General features: G+C 70.8%; 15 protein-coding genes. 8 read left to right on the top strand and 7 right to left on the bottom strand.

Annotated features, from left to right (window positions below; genetic code table 11):
- Nucleotides 1-18: 18 nt before the first annotated feature.
- Nucleotides 19-501: a DUF1707 SHOCT-like domain-containing protein gene (locus tag AC0HS0_RS17320; protein ID WP_472965390.1), complete on the bottom strand. Its 483-nt coding sequence runs from the start codon at nucleotides 499-501 to the stop codon at nucleotides 19-21.
- Between the two features lie 85 nt (nucleotides 502-586).
- Here AC0HS0_RS17320 and AC0HS0_RS17315 point away from each other — a divergent pair, with 85 nt between their 5' ends.
- The 5 genes from AC0HS0_RS17315 to AC0HS0_RS17295 all read left to right on the top strand — a co-directional run bounded on the left by AC0HS0_RS17315 (nucleotide 587) and on the right by AC0HS0_RS17295 (nucleotide 7593).
- Nucleotides 587-877 carry a DUF6504 family protein gene (locus AC0HS0_RS17315; protein WP_472965389.1) on the top strand — a complete coding sequence of 97 codons (291 nt, stop codon included), beginning with the start codon at nucleotides 587-589 and terminating at the stop codon, nucleotides 875-877.
- A gap of 75 nt (nucleotides 878-952) precedes the next feature.
- Nucleotides 953-1792: a DUF3097 domain-containing protein gene (locus AC0HS0_RS17310; protein ID WP_472965552.1), complete on the top strand. Its 840-nt coding sequence runs from the start codon at nucleotides 953-955 to the stop codon at nucleotides 1790-1792.
- Nucleotides 1793-1892: 100 nt separating this feature from the next.
- Nucleotides 1893-2603 carry a hypothetical protein gene (locus tag AC0HS0_RS17305; protein ID WP_472965388.1) on the top strand — a complete coding sequence of 237 codons (711 nt, stop codon included), beginning with the start codon at nucleotides 1893-1895 and terminating at the stop codon, nucleotides 2601-2603.
- Between the two features lie 2 nt (nucleotides 2604-2605).
- Complete coding sequence (locus tag AC0HS0_RS17300; RefSeq protein WP_472965387.1) at nucleotides 2606-4201, top strand: DNA polymerase Y family protein; 1596 nt, start codon at nucleotides 2606-2608, stop codon at nucleotides 4199-4201.
- Nucleotides 4201-7593, top strand: a complete 3393-nt coding sequence (locus AC0HS0_RS17295) for an error-prone DNA polymerase (RefSeq protein ID WP_472965386.1) — start codon at nucleotides 4201-4203, stop codon at nucleotides 7591-7593. Before AC0HS0_RS17300 ends, AC0HS0_RS17295 begins: the two co-directional genes overlap by 1 nt.
- A gap of 87 nt (nucleotides 7594-7680) precedes the next feature.
- Here AC0HS0_RS17295 and AC0HS0_RS17290 read toward each other — a convergent pair whose 3' ends face one another.
- The 3 genes from AC0HS0_RS17290 to AC0HS0_RS17280 all read right to left on the bottom strand — a co-directional run bounded on the left by AC0HS0_RS17290 (nucleotide 7681) and on the right by AC0HS0_RS17280 (nucleotide 10591).
- Nucleotides 7681-8232, bottom strand: a complete 552-nt coding sequence (locus tag AC0HS0_RS17290; RefSeq protein WP_472965385.1) for a YceI family protein — start codon at nucleotides 8230-8232, stop codon at nucleotides 7681-7683.
- Nucleotides 8233-8334: 102 nt separating this feature from the next.
- Nucleotides 8335-9507 (bottom strand): glycoside hydrolase family 3 N-terminal domain-containing protein, encoded by a 1173-nt coding sequence (locus AC0HS0_RS17285; protein ID WP_472965384.1) that lies wholly within the window; start codon nucleotides 9505-9507, stop codon nucleotides 8335-8337.
- 67 nt (nucleotides 9508-9574) lie between these two features.
- Nucleotides 9575-10591, bottom strand: a complete 1017-nt coding sequence (locus AC0HS0_RS17280) for a LacI family DNA-binding transcriptional regulator (RefSeq protein WP_472965383.1) — start codon at nucleotides 10589-10591, stop codon at nucleotides 9575-9577.
- Nucleotides 10592-10693: 102 nt separating this feature from the next.
- On the opposite strand from AC0HS0_RS17280, the gene AC0HS0_RS17275 reads away from it, so the two are divergent.
- The gene (locus tag AC0HS0_RS17275; RefSeq protein ID WP_472965382.1) at nucleotides 10694-11530 is read left to right on the top strand and encodes a UbiA family prenyltransferase; all 837 of its coding nucleotides are present in this window, start codon (nucleotides 10694-10696) and stop codon (nucleotides 11528-11530) included.
- Here AC0HS0_RS17275 and AC0HS0_RS17270 read toward each other — a convergent pair.
- Nucleotides 11509-12900 carry an MFS transporter gene (locus tag AC0HS0_RS17270; protein WP_472965381.1) on the bottom strand — a complete coding sequence of 464 codons (1392 nt, stop codon included), beginning with the start codon at nucleotides 12898-12900 and terminating at the stop codon, nucleotides 11509-11511. The two genes, AC0HS0_RS17275 and AC0HS0_RS17270, sit on opposite strands and share 22 nt — an antisense overlap.
- 66 nt (nucleotides 12901-12966) lie before the next feature.
- On the opposite strand from AC0HS0_RS17270, the gene AC0HS0_RS17265 reads away from it, so the two are divergent.
- Both AC0HS0_RS17265 and AC0HS0_RS17260 read left to right on the top strand, forming a co-directional pair.
- The gene (locus AC0HS0_RS17265) at nucleotides 12967-13593 is read left to right on the top strand and encodes a hypothetical protein (protein ID WP_472965380.1); all 627 of its coding nucleotides are present in this window, start codon (nucleotides 12967-12969) and stop codon (nucleotides 13591-13593) included.
- On the top strand, nucleotides 13590-13793 hold the full coding sequence (locus AC0HS0_RS17260) for a DUF6186 family protein (RefSeq protein WP_472965379.1): 204 nt from the start codon (nucleotides 13590-13592) through the stop codon (nucleotides 13791-13793). Before AC0HS0_RS17265 ends, AC0HS0_RS17260 begins: the two co-directional genes overlap by 4 nt.
- Before the next feature lie 10 nt (nucleotides 13794-13803).
- Here AC0HS0_RS17260 and AC0HS0_RS17255 read toward each other — a convergent pair whose 3' ends face one another.
- A complete protein-coding gene (locus tag AC0HS0_RS17255; RefSeq protein WP_472965378.1) occupies nucleotides 13804-15123 on the bottom strand; it encodes an LCP family protein in 1320 nt (439 codons plus the stop codon).
- Nucleotides 15124-15228: 105 nt separating this feature from the next.
- Nucleotides 15229-15663: a hypothetical protein gene (locus AC0HS0_RS17250; protein WP_472965377.1), complete on the bottom strand. Its 435-nt coding sequence runs from the start codon at nucleotides 15661-15663 to the stop codon at nucleotides 15229-15231.
- Nucleotides 15664-15828: the final 165 nt, after the last annotated feature.

The raw sequence follows: 15828 nt of genomic DNA, 5'->3' as shown, positions 1-15828 counted from the left end.
TCGTGTCGCTGAGCGACGTCAGCGTCGTCGGCGGTCGCCGCCGTCGACGCCGTACACGATCGCGCCGGCGAGCGGAATGAGCAGGAACCACAGCCAGCTGTACTGGTAGCCCCAGGCGAGCCCCGTCACGAAAAAGAGGATGACCGCGACGAAGGGCATGATGGACACGACCAGGAGGCCCCATCGGTTCGCCGTGCGGCCGTGCTCGCCGGGAGCGCCAGGGTAGCCGTACGGGCTCGGCCCGGGTTGTGACGCCTGCCAGGCGGCCGCACCGGGAGTCGGCGCGGCGGCGTCGAGGTGCAGCGCTCCCGGCAGGTCGGCGAAGAGCGGTGCGAGATCGCCGCGCGTCACGGCCGCACGCGCGGCAGCAGTGCGCGACTGCAGCTCGGCGTCGCTGAGCCTCCCCTGCGATGCGTGCGCTTGGAGGGCCGCGACGGCGCGCTCCCTCTCATCGTTGCTGAGGCGCAGAGACGAGCCCGACGGGTCCCCGAAGTCTGTCATGCGGCCCAGTATGCCAGGTGCGATCGTCGGTGGTCGGGCGTACACTGGCATTCGAACATACGTTCGATTTCGAAGGAGCGCAGTCATGACCGACATCGACGAGGCGGTCGCCGTGTGGACGACGGAGGAGGGCGTCCCGACCCGCTTGGTCTGGCGTTCGACGCGCTATCGGGTGAGCGACACACCGACCGTGTGGGCCGAGATCTGCGCCTGGTGGCGTCCGTTCGGCGAGCACCGCTACGGGATCGGCGCCCTGCCGAGGGAGATCGGCGGCTGGCGGTTCCAGGCGACCAGCGAGCGCGGGGTGGCGCACGTGTTCGACGTCCGTCACGATGCCAACGACCGCAGCTGGCATCTGGTGCGCATCTTCGACTGAGGCGCCATGCATCCGCCGCGTCGCGGGGAGCCTCCGTCACGACCGGCGCCCGATCGCCTAGCCTCTCTCCTCGTGATGGACGACGACCGCTACGGATCCGATGTGCTGGCGAGCGACTGGAAGAACGTGGGGCGGAAGGCCGCGCCGACGGTGGAGGCCGTGCGCGACCTGGTGATCGAGGAGGCCTCCACGGGCTTCTGCGGCGCCATCGTGCGCCTGGAGACGCAGACCGTCGAGCTCGAGGACTACTTCGGCGCGAAGCGGGTGTTCCCGCTCAGCGCGTCCTTTCTCATCGACGGGGAGCCGGTGCGGCTGGTCGCGCCGAGCCGCGCACCCGCCGGTCGCGGGCGCACGGCCTCCGGATCGTTCGCCATCGGGGACCGGAAGGCGCGCGTCGCCCGCGCCAGCCGGATCTTCGTCGAGGGCCGGCACGACGCCGAGCTGGTCGAGCGGGTCTGGGGCGACGACCTCCGGGTCGAGGGCGTCGTCGTGGAGTATCTGGAGGGGGTGGACGATCTGGACGCGATCGTGCGCGAGTTCGCGCCGGATCGCGGACGGCGCATCGGCGTGCTCGTCGACCACCTGGTGCCGGGCTCGAAAGAGAGCCGCATCGCCGAGCAGGTTGCCCGCGGCCCGTTCGGCGCTCATGTGCTGGTCGTCGGGCATCCCTACATCGACATCTGGCAGGCCGTGAAGCCGGGCAGGGTCGGGCTGGAGGCCTGGCCGTCGATCCCGCGGTCGGTGCCGTGGAAGCACGGGATCTGCGCGGCGCTGGGACTCCCCCACGAGACGCAGGCCGACATCGCGCGGGCCTGGAAGCGCATCCTGGGCCGGGTGCGCACGTACGCCGATCTGGAGCCGGAGCTGCTCGGCCGGGTGGAGCGACTGATCGACTTCGTGACCGAGCCGGCGTAGCCTCTACGCACTGCGAGCCGCGCTGCCGAGGCTTGCCCCGGACCCGCCCGGATACTCAAATACATTTGCGGTATTCGAACATGTGTTCGAAAATAAGTGTATGTCCCCGGCAGCTGCGCGCACCATCGCCGACCCGGCCCTTCCCGGCCCGGCCGCCGACCGCGCGCAGGTGCATGAGCTGCAGACGCGCATCCGCCAGATGCAGGCGACCAAGCTCGACTCGCGCCGGCTGGAGACGCATCCCGCCCTCGCCCCGCTGCTGCCCGGCGGAGCGCTCAAAGCCGGCGCCGCCTACACGGTGCACGGCTCCACCACGCTCTTGATGGCGCTGCTCGCCGGCCCGAGCGCCGCGGGAGCCTGGTGCGGCGTCGTCGGCATGCCCGACTTCGGGGCGGAGGCGGCAGGGCGGTTCGGCATCGACCTGGAACGGCTCGTGCTGGTGCCCCATCCCGGCCCGCAGTGGCTGACGGTCACCGCGGCGATGGCCGACGTGCTCGGCGTCGTCGCGATCGCGCCGCCCGAGCGCCCGGCGAACGGCGACGTGGCCCGGCTGAGTGCGCGGTTGCGTCAACGGGAGTCGACCCTCCTCGTCGCCGGCGACTGGCCGCAGCCCGAGGCGGCCCTTTCCGTCGTCCGCAGCGGCTGGGACGGTCTCGGCGCGGGCGCCGGCTACCTTTCGTCGCGCCGGGTGACCGTGGAGGCCGCCCCGCGCGGCGGCGCAGGCCCCCGCAGGCGCGCCGAGCTCTGGCTGCCCGCGCTCGACGAGACGTTCCGGGCCTCCGGCCCCACCCGCCTGGAGGCGGTGAGCTAGCGATGTCCCCCACGTCGTCGAGAGCGGCGATACGCCAGGTCACCCGCGCGATCGTGCTCTGGTGCCCCGACTGGCCGGTGATCGCCGCCCGGCAGCGTCTCGAGCTGCCCGCGGAGGTGCCGCTGGCGCTGGTCGAGAAGGGCATGGTGTTCGCCTGCTCTTCGGAGGCCAGGGCCGACGGCGTCAAACGCGGCCTGCGCGTGCGCGAAGCGCAGTCGCGGTGCCCGCAGCTGGAGATCGTCCCCTACGACCCTGTGCTCGACGCCCGGGCCTTCGAGCCGGTGCTGACCGCGATCGAGGAGATCACCCCCGGCGTGCAGGCGGTGCGACCGGGCACCTGCATGCTGCGGGCGCGCGGCCCCGCGCGGTACTACGGGGGCGAGGAGGCAGCGGCGGCCGAGCTGCAGCGCCGACTGGAGGAGTTGGCGGATGCCGCGGGGCTCGCCCTCGGCGACGTCCGCGCCGGCATCGCCGACGGGCCGTTCGCGGCCGAGCAGGCGGCGCGGTCGACCGGCGCCGACCGGGTGCGCATCGTGCCGCCCGGCGGCTCCCCCGCCTTCCTGGCCCCTCTGCCGGTCGCCCAGCTGGGGCTCGTCGAGCTGACACCGCTGCTGCGCCGGCTGGGCCTGCGCACGCTCGGCGACCTGGCCCGCCTCGACCGGGTGGACGTGCGGGAGCGGTTCGGGGAGCGCGGTGAGCACGCCCACGACCTGGCGAGCGGGATGGACGGCGCGGCGGTCGTCCCGCGCGTCCCGCCGAAGGTGCTCGACAGGGCGATCGAGTTCGAGCCTCCCCTCGACCGGGTCGATCAGGTGACCTTCGCCTTCCGTGCGACGGCGGAGCAGTTCGTAGCCGGCCTCACCAAGGCCGGCCTGGTCTGCACCTCGCTGCGCATCGAGGTGACCGACGAGGGCGGCAGGGTCAGCGACCGCACCTGGCTGCACCCCCGGCTGTTCTCGGCATCGGACGTCGTCGACCGGGTGCGCTGGCAGCTGCAGGGCGCCGGGTCGATCGAGTCCGGCCTGGCCTCGCCGATCAGCCGGGTGACGGTCGCCCCCGAGGCGGTCGACGACATCGGCCACCATGAGGACGGCCTGTGGGGCGGCGGCGCGGACGAGCGCATCCACCACGGGCTCACCCGGGTGCAGGGGATGCTCGGCCACGACGCCGTGGTCACGGCGACCATCGGCGGCGGCCGCGCGCTGTCCGACCGGCAGGTGCTGGTGCCGTGGGGCGACCGGCCGGTGGGAGTCGCCCGCTCCGACCGGCCGTGGCCCGGATCGCTGCCGGCGCCCGCGCCCTCCACGGTGTTCGAGGTCCCGCGGCCGGTGGCGGTGCTCACGGAGGCCGGCGAGCCGGTGGAGGTCACCGACCGTGGCGACCTGACCGCCCCGATCGTGTCGTTCTCGCCCACCGGCGCCGCTCGGGATGCCCGGCCGGTGGACTCCTGGGCAGGGCCCTGGCCGGTGCGCGAGCGCTGGTGGGACGCGACGCTCGCGCGCGCGATGCACCGCTTCCAGCTCGTGGACGCCGACGGCACCGCCTGGCTGCTCTCCCTCACCGGCACCGCCTGGTTCGCCGAGGCGAGGTACGACTGATGGGCTGGAACAACCCGCCCATCCCCTGGGCCGAGTTCGAGCGGCGACTGAGCGGGCGCCGCACGAGCGAGCAGGAGCAGCCGGAGCGGCCGTCGTCGCGCAAGCGGCAGAAGTACGTGGCGCAGCCGATGCCGGAAGAGCCGGACGCCGGCCACGTCCCCTATGCCGAGCTGCACGCGCACAGCACCTTCAGCTTCCTCGACGGCGCCAGCGCGCCCGAGGAGCTGCTGGAGGAGGCGACCCGCCTGCGGCTTCACGGCCTCGCGCTCACCGACCACGACGGCTTCTACGGCGTGGTGCGGCTCGCCGAGGCGGCGGAGGCCTACGAGCGCGTGAAGACCGTGTTCGGCGCCGAGCTCTCGCTGTCGCTCAACCGGCCGCAGAACGGCGAGGCCGACCCGGAGGGCAGTCACCTCGTGCTGCTCGCCCGGCAGCAGTCCGGGTACCACCGGCTGGCCTCCGCCATCACCGCCGGCCAGCTCGCCGGCGAGCAGAAAGGCCGGCCGCTGTACAGCCTCCCCGACCTCGCCGAGCAATCGGGCGGCGAGTGGATGGTGCTCACCGGCTGCCGCAAGGGCGACGTGCGCCTCGCACTGGCCGAGCACGGCGAACGCGCCGCCGAACGGGAGGTCGCCCAGCTCTCCGAGCTGTTCGGCCACGACAACGTGCTGGTGGAGCTGATCGACCAGGGCGGGCCACGCGACACCACCGACAACGACGTCCTCGCCCGGATCGCCGGCCGGCTGGGCCTCCCGGTCGTCGCCACCAACAACGTCCACTACGCCACGCCGGCCCAGTACCCGCTCGCGACAGCGATCTCGGCGGTGCGGGCGCGCCGGAGCCTCGACGAGATGGACGGCTGGCTGCCCGCCTCCGCAGCGGCGCACCTGCGCAGCGGCCGCGAGATGGCAGCCAGGTTCGCCCGCTACCCCGGCGCTGTGGAGCGCACCGCCGACATCGCGGACGACCTCGCCTTCCGGCTGCGCAGCGCCCGGCCGCGGCTGCCCAAGCAGGAGGTGCCTCCCGGCCACACCCCGATGAGCTGGCTGCGCGAGCTCACCTGGCGCGGCGCCGCGGAGCGCTACCCCGACCTCGACCGCGACCCGGCCAAAAGGGAGCGCATCGAGCGCGAGCTCGACGTGATCGAGGCGAAGGACTTCCCCGGCTACTTCCTCATCGTCCACGACATCGTGAAGTTCGCCCGCGAGCGCGGCATCCTCTGCCAGGGCCGCGGCTCCGCAGCCAACTCGGCGGTCGTCTACCTGCTCGGGATCACCGCCGTCGACTCGATCAAGTACGACCTCCCGTTCGAACGGTTCCTGTCCTCCATGCGCGAGGAGGAGCCCGACATCGACGTCGACTTCGACTCCGACCGCCGCGAGGAGGTCATCCAGTACGTCTACGCCAAGTACGGCAGGCACAACGCGGCCCAGGTCGCCAACGTCATCACCTACCGCCCCAAGAACGCCGTGCGCGACATGGCGAAGGCGCTCGGCCACTCCACCGGGCAGCAGGACGCCTGGAGCAAGCAGATCGACTCCTGGAGCAAGGTCACGACCACCGACGAGCACGACATCCCGGAGGCCGTCGTCGACCTGGCCCAGCAGGTGCTGAAGTTCCCGCGGCACCTCGGCATCCACTCGGGCGGGATGGTGCTCACCGACCGGCCCGTCGGCGAGGTCTGCCCGATCGAGCACGCGCGCATGGAGGGCCGCACCGTGCTGCAGTGGGACAAGGACGACTGCGCCTGGATGGGCCTGGTCAAATTCGACCTGCTCGGGCTCGGGATGCTCTCGGCGCTCGACTACGCGATGCGCACGATCGAGGCTTCGCTCGGCGAGGCGTGGACGCTGGACAGCATCCCCAAGGAGGAGGCCGGCGTCTACGACATGCTGTGCCGCGCCGACTCGATCGGGGTGTTCCAGGTGGAGAGCCGCGCGCAGATCGGCACGCTGCCGCGCCTGCAGCCGCGCAGCTTCTACGATCTCGTCATCGAGATCGCCCTCATCCGGCCCGGTCCCATCCAGGGCGGCGCCGTGCACCCCTACATCCGTCGCAAGCTCGGCAAGGAGGAGGTGACCTACCTGCACCCCGCGCTGGTGCCGGTGCTCGAGCGCACGATGGGCGTGCCGCTGTTCCAGGAGCAGCTGATGCAGATGGCCGTCGCCGTGGGCGACTGCACCGCGGAGGACGCCGACCTGCTGCGCCGGGCGATGGGCTCCAAGCGCGGCGTCGAGAAGATCGGCGCGCTGCGGGCGAAGCTCTACGAGGGGATGGCGCACAACGGGATCGTGGGCGCCGATGCCGACGCGATCTACGAGAAGATCGAGGCGTTCGCCAACTTCGGCTTCGCCGAGAGCCACGCCATCAGCTTCGCGCTGCTGGTCTACGTGAGCTCGTGGATGAAGCTGCACTACCCCGGGGCGTTCCTCGCCGCGCTGCTGCGCGCGCAGCCGATGGGGTTCTACTCGCCGCGCACCCTCACCGCCGACGCGCGGAGGCACGGCGTGGTGGTGCGCAGGCCTGACATCCAGCTCTCGGGGGTCTTCCCCCTCCTGGAGGCGATCGACGAGGCGCGGGCCGGCCCGACCGGCACGGGCCCGTGCCTCGATCCCGACCAGCCTCCGGTCGGCGACTTCGACCGGGCCGTTCCGCTCGACTTCGCCGCCCACCGCCGCGACGCCGGTCACGCCGTGCGCCTGGGGCTGGCGGGCGTGACCTCCATCGGCGAGACGCTCGCCGGGCGCATCGTGGCCGAACGGGAGGCCTCCGGCTCCTACCGCGACCTGGGCGACCTCGCCCGACGGGTCGGTCTCACCGTGGCGCAGTTGGAGGCGCTCGCCGCGGCCGGCGCGTTCGAGGGCTTCGGCCTGAGCCCCCGTCAGGCGATCTGGGAGGCCGGCAACGCCGCCCAGGAGCGCCCCGAGTACCTCGCGGGCACGGCGATCACCGTGCAGCCTCCCCTGCTGCCGTTGCTCTCCCCCACCGAGCAGCTCGCGAGCGACCTGTGGGCCACCGGGATCTCGACCGACGATCACCCGATCCGGTTCCTCCGCCCGGGGCTCGCCGCGCGCGGGGTGCTGGCGGCGGACGCGCTCGCGGTCGCCGAGTCGGGGCGCCGTATCGAGGTCGGCGGCGTGGTCACGCACCGGCAACGGCCGGCCACCGCCGCGGGCGTGACCTTCCTCAACCTGGAGGACGAGACGGGCCTCGTGAACGTGATCTGCCCGGTCGGAGTGTGGAACCGGTACCGCCGGGTGGCCAGGCAGGCTCCCGCGATGATCGTGCGCGGCATCCTGGAGCGCAGCGAGGAGGGCGTCGTCAACGTGCTCGCAGACCGCCTGGAGCCCCTCGAGACCGCCATCCGCACCGTCTCCCGCGACTTCCGCTGACGACGCGGTCGCCACGCATGCCGAAGGGCACGCAGAAGCCCCTAAAACGTCGTTTTAGGGGCGTCTACGTGCCCTTCGGGGAGCGGATCAGGCCTGGTCGAGGACGGCCTGGAGCTCGAGGGTGATCACGACGTCGTCGCCGAGCAGCATGCCGCCGGTCTCGAGGGCCGCGTTGTAGGTGAGGCCGAAGTCCTCGCGGTTCACCTTGGTCTTGGCGGTCGCGCCGGCCTTGTAGTTGCCGTACGGGTCCTGGCCGAAGCCGCCGAAGTCGAACTCGAAGGTGACGGGCTTGGTCACGCCCTTGATCGTGAGGTCGCCGTCGACGAGGAACTCGCCGTCCTCGTGACGCACGCCGGTCGACACGAAGTCGATCGTCGGGAACTCCTCGGCCAGGAAGAAGTCGCCGGTGCGCAGGTGCGCATCGCGGTCGCCGTTCTTGGTGTTGATGGACGAGACGTGCGCCGTGGCGGAGACCGTCGACTCGAGCGGGTTCTCGGCCGTGACGAAGGTGGCGTCGAAGTTCTCGAAGACACCCTTCACCTTGCTGATCATGAGGTGACGGATGCTGAAGCCGACCTCGCTGTGCACGGGGTCGATGGTCCAGGTGCCGGCCTTGTATCCGGGGATGTCGATGGTCATTCGGTTCTCCTTGCTGGAAGCTTGCGCTGTCTGACGCTGTCAGATCCATGCAACTGCATACATGCGGGAGCTATTCCGGAATTCCGAAAAAAAGTTGACGCGTCACCCTCGCGAGGCGATCGAGCGCCGGAGTACCAGCAGTGCGCGTGCGTCGGCGTCGATCTGGGAAATTGAAATGCGTCCATCGTTCACGGCCGCGACCACCGCGTCGATCAGCGCCGACGGATCGGTGTCCGCGCCCTGGATCATCAGAACCATCGTGTTGCCCGCCGCGATCGCTGCGACCGCATTCGCTCCTGCGTCCGCATACTGCGGCAGCCCGGTGTCCTGGAGCATGCGCAGGTCGTCGGTGACCGTGACGCCGTGGAACCCGAGCTCGTCGGACAGGATGCGATGCCAGACCGGCGACAGTGAGGCAGGTGCCGCGTCGACGCCGCTGTACGACAGGTGACCGAACATGACGACCTCCGCCCCTGCGGCGATGCCCGCGCGGAACGACGGCGCGTCCTGTGCGGACCAGCGGGCGTGGTCGACGGCCGCGGTCGGCACGGTGCGGTGCGAGTCGGCCTCGGTCTCACCGTGCCCGGGGAAGTGCTTCAGGGTGCTGAGCACGGTGCCGCGCTCCCCCGCCACCGAGGCGGCGACCCGCGCGGCGGACGACGCCGGGTCGGTGCCCAGAATGCGGTCGGCGATGAACGAGTGCGGGTCCGGTGTCACGTCGGCGATCGTGCCGAAGTTGAGGTTCACGCCGACCTGCTTCAGCAGAGCCGACCGCGCCGCGAACGCTGCTTGCGTGGCTGCCGGCGGTTCCGCCCGCAGCGTCTCGGCGCCAGGCTGCCCGTCCCAGGGCAGACGAGTGACGTCGCCGCCCTCCTCGTCGATCCCGACCAGCGGCGGCAGCCCCGGGTCGGATGCTCGGGTCGCGGCTGTCTCCGCGGCCAGCGCCTCCGGAGTGGCCGGGATGTTGTCGGGCATCAGGATGACGCCGCCGAGACCGTAGCGCTCGACGAACTCCCGGAGCCCAGCCGGATGGGTTCCACCGGAGTGAAGCATGAACAGGCTCGCGACCTTCTGGCGGAGGGTCAGGTTGCTCAGCCGCTGATCGGCGTAGGCCGCGATCGGGTCGACGGTCGCCGCGCGCGACGGCGTGCTCGATGCAGAGGCGCCGCCGCTCGCATCGGCGCGGGGGCGCGCAGAACCACCTGCCACGCACCCTGCGAGCGTCGAGGCGAGGACGAGAAGGGCCGCGGCCGTCGTCCATCGGGCGCGGCGCATCGACCGATGGTACCCCGGCGGCCCTCGACGGCTCCTTGGAACCGCGGCCGACGCGCGCGGCAGCACGCTATGAGACGCTCTGCTTCGCTGGCCCTGTCGAGCCGCGCACGACCAGCTCCGGCTCGAAGAAGAGTTCGTCGCGCACGGCCGAGTCGCTCGAGATCTGTCGCAGGAGGAGCTCGATGACCGTGCGCCCCATCGGCTCGATGGGCTGCCGGATGGTGGTCAGCGGGGGCTCGGTGGTGTTCATGAGAGCCGAATCGTCGTAGCCGACGATCGAGACATCGCGCGGCACGTTCAGCCCCGCCCGGCGCACGGCGCGGATCGCGCCGAGCGCCATCGGGTCGCTCGCACACACGATGGCGGTCACCCCGGCGTTCAGGAGGCGGGTCGCTGCGGCTTGACCGGCCTCCAGCGAGTACAACGAGTGCATGACGAGTCCGTCGTCGAGCTCTCGGCCCTCTTCGGCGAACAGCCGCCGCGCCGCGGCGAGCTTGCGCTGCGACGGGACGTGATCGCGCGGGCCCAGCAGCAGCCCGATGCGCTCGTGGCCGAGCGAGCGCAGATGACCGAGCGCCTGCGCAGTGGCGACGGAGTCATCGCACGACACTGTCGCGAACCTGAGCCCGTCGACCGGCGCGTTCACCAGCACCGTGGGCAGGTGGAGGTCGGTCAGCCGTGCGTAGTGGTCGTGCGACGCGCCCTCCTGCGCGTAGGCGCCGCCGACGAAGATCACGCCGGAGACCTGTTGCTGCAGCAACAGCTCGACGTAGTCGGCCTCCGAGATTCCGCCCGCGGTCTGCATGCAGAGCACCGGCGTATAGCCGTTCTGTGCGAGCGCGCCGCCGATGATCTCGGCGAAGGCCGGAAAGATCGGGTTCTGCAGCTCGGGGAGGACGAGCCCGACCAGGCGGGCGCGCTCGCCCCGAAGTTTGGTGGGGCGCTCGTAGCCGAGAACATCGAGCGCGGTCAGCACGGCCTGCCGGGTGGTGTCCGATACTCCCGGCTTGTCGTTGAGAACCCGGCTGACGGTCGCTTCGCTGACGCCCACCTTCCGGGCGACCTCCGCTAGACGTTTCGACATGCGGCTAGTTTACGAAAGCCGTTGCAGATCGACGCAAATATCTTGCGGGATCTCGCGCACGGCTTCGCTCGCGCGGGACCGCGCACCGCCTACGATGGCGGCATGGCGTCCAAGCCGATCTCGCTGCTGCTCGCCAGCCATCCGGGACCCACCGTCGTCGTCACGGTCGTGGCGACCGTCCTGGGGATCGGACTCGGCTACCCGCCCGGTCGCCTCGCTCTGCTGGCCCTCGCCATCCTCCTCGGTCAGCTCTCCATCGGCTGGTCGAACGACTGGCTCGACGCGGCACGCGACCGGGAGGTCGCCCGCACCGACAAGCCTGCCGCGCGCGGAGACATCCCGACGCCCGTGGTGCGCGCATCGGCATTCGTCGCCCTCGCTCTCGCGCTGCTGGTCACCGCCCTTCTCGGCCCGGGCGCGCTCGTCGCCCACCTGGTCGCACTGGCGGGCGGCTGGGCGTACAACCTCGGCCTCAAGTCGACCGTGTTCTCGTTCGTGCCGTTCGCCGTAAGCTTCGGCCTCCTCCCCGCGATCGCGACCCTCGGTCAGGCCACGCCGGCGTGGCCGGCGCCCTGGGTACTCGCCGCCGGCGCCCTCCTCGGGGTCGCAGCGCATGTCACCAACGTGCTGCCCGATCTGGCCGACGACGCTCGAACCGGCGTCCGCGGCCTCCCGCACCGGCTCGGCGCCCGTGCGAGCGGCCTGCTCGCGTTCGCGTGCCTCGCGGTCGCGACCGCTCTGATCACCTTCGGCCCCGGTCTCCCGGTGCGTCCGCTGCTGCTCGTCGGGCTGGTGCTCGGCCTCGCCGCGGTGGTCGCCGGTGTTGTGCTGCTGCTCCGGAAGAGCCCCACCAGGCTGCTGATGCAGCTCATCATGACGTGCGCGATCGTCGACGTGGTGATGCTCGCGCTGGCGGGTCAGTCGATCGCGGTGGTCTGAATCGGCTCCGCCGCCGGCTCGTGGTTGCGGATCCCGATCGCTGAGACGACACCACCGACGATCAGGAGGCCCGCTGTCGCGATCATCGCCCTGTGCATTCCGTCGACATCGAGTTTCTGACCGATCACGATGCCCGCCATGGCGACGGTGAGGAGGCCGGCGATGCGGGCCACGGCATTGTTGACCGCGGACCCGATGCCCGCCTGGCCCGGGTGGATGGAACCGAGGATCGCGCTGGTGAGCGGAGCGACCGTCATCGAGAGCCCGACGCCGAAGAGCAGCACGGCCGGCAGCAGCTCCGTCCAGTAGTTCACGTCGGAGCCCAGCATCAGCAGCCAGATGAAGCCGAGGGAAGCCAGGATCGGACCGAAGGCCATGAAGAACCGCGGACCGTACTTGCCCGCCAGTCCACCGAAGAAACTCGAGAGCAGCAGCATGCACAGCGTGGACGGGATGAAGACGAACCCGGCTGTGAACGCCGAGAAGCCGGCGACCTGCTGCAGGAAGAGCGTGACCATCAGGGGGCCGAACGACAGCGCTCCGTACACGAAGGCGGTCGCCAGGTTGCCGACCCAGAAGTTGTGCACGGAGAACAGCCCGAGCGGCAGCATCGGCTGCTTCACGCGCGTCTCCGCGATGAAGAAGCCGACCAGCGAGAGCACACCCACCACGAACGGGATCCAGACCCGCAGGCTCCCCCATCCGTAGCTGCCCTGCTCGATGAGCGCGAACACGGTCCCTGCCAGGCCGACCGAGCCCAGCACCGCGCCGATGATGTCGACGCGGCCGCCCATGCCCTTGTCGGTGTCGCCGAGCGTCAGCATGAGAACGAGCGTGACGGCGATCGGGACCACGTTGATGACGAACACCCACCGCCACGACAGCGCGTCGACGAAGAACCCGCCGACGACCGGACCCGCGATCATCGCTATCCCGGTCCACGCGGTCCAGCGTCCGATCGCCTTGGCCTGCGCAGGCCCCTCGAAACGGGAGATGATGATCGCGAGCGAGCTCGGAACGAGCAACGCTCCCGCGACGCCCTGCAGGGCGCGCGACAGCACCAGGAAGAGCCCGGTCGGCGCGAACGCGCACAGCAACGAGGTGATGGCGAAGCCCACCAGGCCGACGTAGAGGATGCGCTTGCGACCGAAGACGTCCGACAGCGAGCCGGCGATCAGGATCAGCGAGCCGAGCGTCACCAGGTAGGCGTCGACCACCCACTGCTGGAGGGGCAGCCCGCCTCCGAGCTCCTTGTCGATAGCGGGCAGCGCGACATTGATGACCGCACCGTCGAGGAAGGCGACGAAGCTGGCGAGGATGGCGATGAGGAGGACCCGCAACTGCAGCGACGTCATCTTCTCCCCGGCCATGGGTTCATTCAACGACCCGGCGCGCTCCGGCGCAAGCATCCGCGCGCACGGCGTACCCTGAGACCCGTGGATCAGGGGCAACGCTCCGTGTCGCCGCCGAGCCGCCGCCGACTCTCGGCGACGGTGATCATGCACGTGGGCTGGACGGCCGTCCTGGTCATCACGGCGGTCTTCCACGTCGTCCGCGGCGCTCCCGTCGACGCCGCGATCTACGCCGCCGGCGCCGTCCTGCTGATCTTCGACGCCTTCGGGTGGCTGCGGATCCCCCTGCGGATGCCGCCCGATCGCGACACCGTGTCACGGAGGGTCATCGCGGGCACCCTCATCGCGGTGGCATCGTTGACGCTGGGCTTCACGCGCCTCTACAGCCCGGCGGACACCGCCATCGTCGTCGGCCTCGGCGTCCTGCTGCTCCCGGTGGCTTGGGCAGACCGCAGCGGCGGGTCGCCGCAGCCCCTCGCCGCCGTCATCCGGCGCACGGCGATCGCCTGGTCGATCGTGATCGTCGCCGGCTGCCTGTGGGAGATCGGAGTCTTCTTCCTCGGCCGCGACCTGACCGGGAGCGAGAACGCACTCCCCGCGCTGTCCGATCTGCTCGACCCGCTGCTCGCGTGGCCGCCGGCGCGGGTGGCACTGGTCACGTGCTGGCTGCTCGGAGGCTATGCACTGCTCCGCAGGGGGCGTCAGCCGTGAGGTGGGTCACCATCGGCGGCTTCGTGCTGTGCGGTCTGCTCATCGTCGCCCTCGTCGTGCAGTCGCACCGCAGGCCCGACCGGATCGCACCCGTCGGCACCCTCCTCGACCGGGTGATGACGGACCGCGCGGCGCGGTTCACCATCCTGCTGTTCTGGTGGTGGCTGGGCTGGCACTTCCTGGTGACCCCGCCGACCTGAGCGGAAGGGGTCAGTCGTTGCCCTTGGTGCAGGTCTGCTGAGCGGCTGTCTGACCGGTGACGCTCGACGGCAGCTGGACCGACCCGGAGGTCGTCGTCGGCGCCGGCGTGGCCGTACCGGAACCGCCCGGCGCGGGCGTCGTGCCGTCCGTGGGAGTGGACGAGTCGGTCGGCGCCGGTGTGGCCGTCGCAGACGGGTCCTCCGCCGCTCGGCCCGTGGTTCCGGTGAGCGAGACCGGTTGATCGTTGACCAGCGCGTCGTTCACCGCCGACGACGCATCGTCGTCCGGGATCACCCGGTTCGGGTCGTCCGGATCCGAGACGACGGGGTACTGCAGGAAGACCATGTTCTGGAGCCCTGTGTCTTTGAGTGCGAGAGCGATCTGCACGAGAGTCGTCGGGTTCGTCAACGTGTCCGACGGCGTGATGTTCTGCACGGCCGCCTTCGCCAGAGCGTAGAGCGCCACCGGGTTGGACAGCACACCTCCGCTGACGATCTTGCGGGCGAGTGCCGACAGGAACACCTGCTGGTTGGAGATCCGGCCCAGGTCGCTGCCGTCGCCGACACCGTGACGGCTCCGCAGGAACGACAGCGCCTCGTCGCCGACCAGAGTGCTCTGGCCGGCGGGAAGGTCGAGCGGCGGGTTGGTGTAGTCGTCCGTCACCGGAGAGGCCAGGCAGACCTGGACCCCGCCGACCGCCGTGGACATCGCGCTCACGCCGTTGAAGTTGATGACGGCTCCGAAGGGGATGGTGACCCCGGTGAGCTTCTCCACGGTCAGCACCACGCAGGCGAGGCCGCCGCGCGAGAGGGCGGTGTTGAATTGGGCGTAGGAGGAGCCGCTCACGGTTCCGTTGCCGTCCGCCGCCGGGCAGGTCGGGATCCGCACCATCAGGTCGCGAGGAAAGCTGACCACCATCATGCTCTTGTGGTCCTGGGCGATGTGCAGCAGCATCGTGACGTCGTTGTTGCCTTCGCCCGTGCTGGCGTCCTGCTCATCGGACGAGTTGTAGACGCCGCCCAGGCCGCTGCGGCTGTCCGTGCCTGCCAGCAGCAGGTTCACTCCGCCCGCGATCGCGCCGACGTTCGGGATGTCCTGAGGGATGGCTGTGTGGCCGGGCAATGCCGCCAGATGCACCCCCGGCTTCACCGAGCGGGCCACATCCCACACCGCATAGGCGGCGACGGAGACGCTGCTCACCAGGATGACGGCCACGGCTCCGGCGAGCAGCTTGACCGCTGAAATCCCGACCCTTCGCCGCGGCAACCTGCCGTGCCGGACCGGCGCCGGACCGCGCTCCCGCTGATGGCGGCGAGGCAGATCGGTCATGAGGGAACCCCCGGCGGTCGAATATGTGGCTGGCAGAATCCTAAACGATGGTGACTATTGGGCGTTTGCGAGGCGCGCAGGGGCGTCCACGAACGTGATCGTGCCTCAGCGGATGGCAAGCGCCGCGGCGTATCCGGCGCAGGAGCCCCTGGTGTCGTCGCAGTCGTCGTACGGGCTGCCGCCGACGATGACGGCGGCGGCCCCTTCTGGGAATTCGGCGGGGACCGTCAGCGTGGCGGTGAACCTCCCGCTGATGTCGACAGCGACCGTCGTCGTCGGCGACCGGTGCCGCGGGACCACCACGCTCAGCCTGTAGGTGTGCCCGTCCCGGTAGCCGAGATCGCAGTCCGCGGGGCCGCTCGACACGGTGATCGTCTCGCCGGGAGCGACGATAGTGGGCGCGACGTGGAGCCGGGCAGGGAAGCAGGTCCGCGGCGTGATCCCGCCGAATCCGCTGCAGCCGCACAGCGCGGTGGCGACAGCCACCGCCATGACCAGTACGCCCGCACTCAGTACGCCCGCACTCCCCCTCAACCGCATGGCCCCTCCACGCCGATCGTAGCGGGCTCCAACCACAGCAAAAAGCCCCGGCGGACCGGGGCTTTCATGATTATTCGGTGGATCTGAGGGTGTCTGGGTTCACGACATAGGTGACAGTTGATAGGTGACACCTGAGTCGCGTCATAGGCGACAGTCGCTCTCGTG

The organism is Leifsonia sp. PARNA 1/14 (assembly GCF_055720965.1).
This window is presented reverse-complemented; position numbering and strand designations above follow the sequence as displayed.

Coding starts and splice junctions, on each gene's coding strand:
- AC0HS0_RS17320 (WP_472965390.1), bottom strand. CDS start 501: ATGACAGACTTCGGGGACCCGTCGGGCTCGTCTCTGCGCCTCAGCAAC.
- AC0HS0_RS17315 (WP_472965389.1), top strand. CDS start 587: ATGACCGACATCGACGAGGCGGTCGCCGTGTGGACGACGGAGGAGGGC.
- AC0HS0_RS17310 (WP_472965552.1), top strand. CDS start 953: ATGGACGACGACCGCTACGGATCCGATGTGCTGGCGAGCGACTGGAAG.
- AC0HS0_RS17305 (WP_472965388.1), top strand. CDS start 1,893: ATGTCCCCGGCAGCTGCGCGCACCATCGCCGACCCGGCCCTTCCCGGC.
- AC0HS0_RS17300 (WP_472965387.1), top strand. CDS start 2,606: ATGTCCCCCACGTCGTCGAGAGCGGCGATACGCCAGGTCACCCGCGCG.
- AC0HS0_RS17295 (WP_472965386.1), top strand. CDS start 4,201: ATGGGCTGGAACAACCCGCCCATCCCCTGGGCCGAGTTCGAGCGGCGA.
- AC0HS0_RS17290 (WP_472965385.1), bottom strand. CDS start 8,232: ATGACCATCGACATCCCCGGATACAAGGCCGGCACCTGGACCATCGAC.
- AC0HS0_RS17285 (WP_472965384.1), bottom strand. CDS start 9,507: ATGCGCCGCGCCCGATGGACGACGGCCGCGGCCCTTCTCGTCCTCGCC.
- AC0HS0_RS17280 (WP_472965383.1), bottom strand. CDS start 10,591: ATGTCGAAACGTCTAGCGGAGGTCGCCCGGAAGGTGGGCGTCAGCGAA.
- AC0HS0_RS17275 (WP_472965382.1), top strand. CDS start 10,694: ATGGCGTCCAAGCCGATCTCGCTGCTGCTCGCCAGCCATCCGGGACCC.
- AC0HS0_RS17270 (WP_472965381.1), bottom strand. CDS start 12,900: ATGGCCGGGGAGAAGATGACGTCGCTGCAGTTGCGGGTCCTCCTCATC.
- AC0HS0_RS17255 (WP_472965378.1), bottom strand. CDS start 15,123: ATGACCGATCTGCCTCGCCGCCATCAGCGGGAGCGCGGTCCGGCGCCG.
- AC0HS0_RS17250 (WP_472965377.1), bottom strand. CDS start 15,663: ATGCGGTTGAGGGGGAGTGCGGGCGTACTGAGTGCGGGCGTACTGGTC.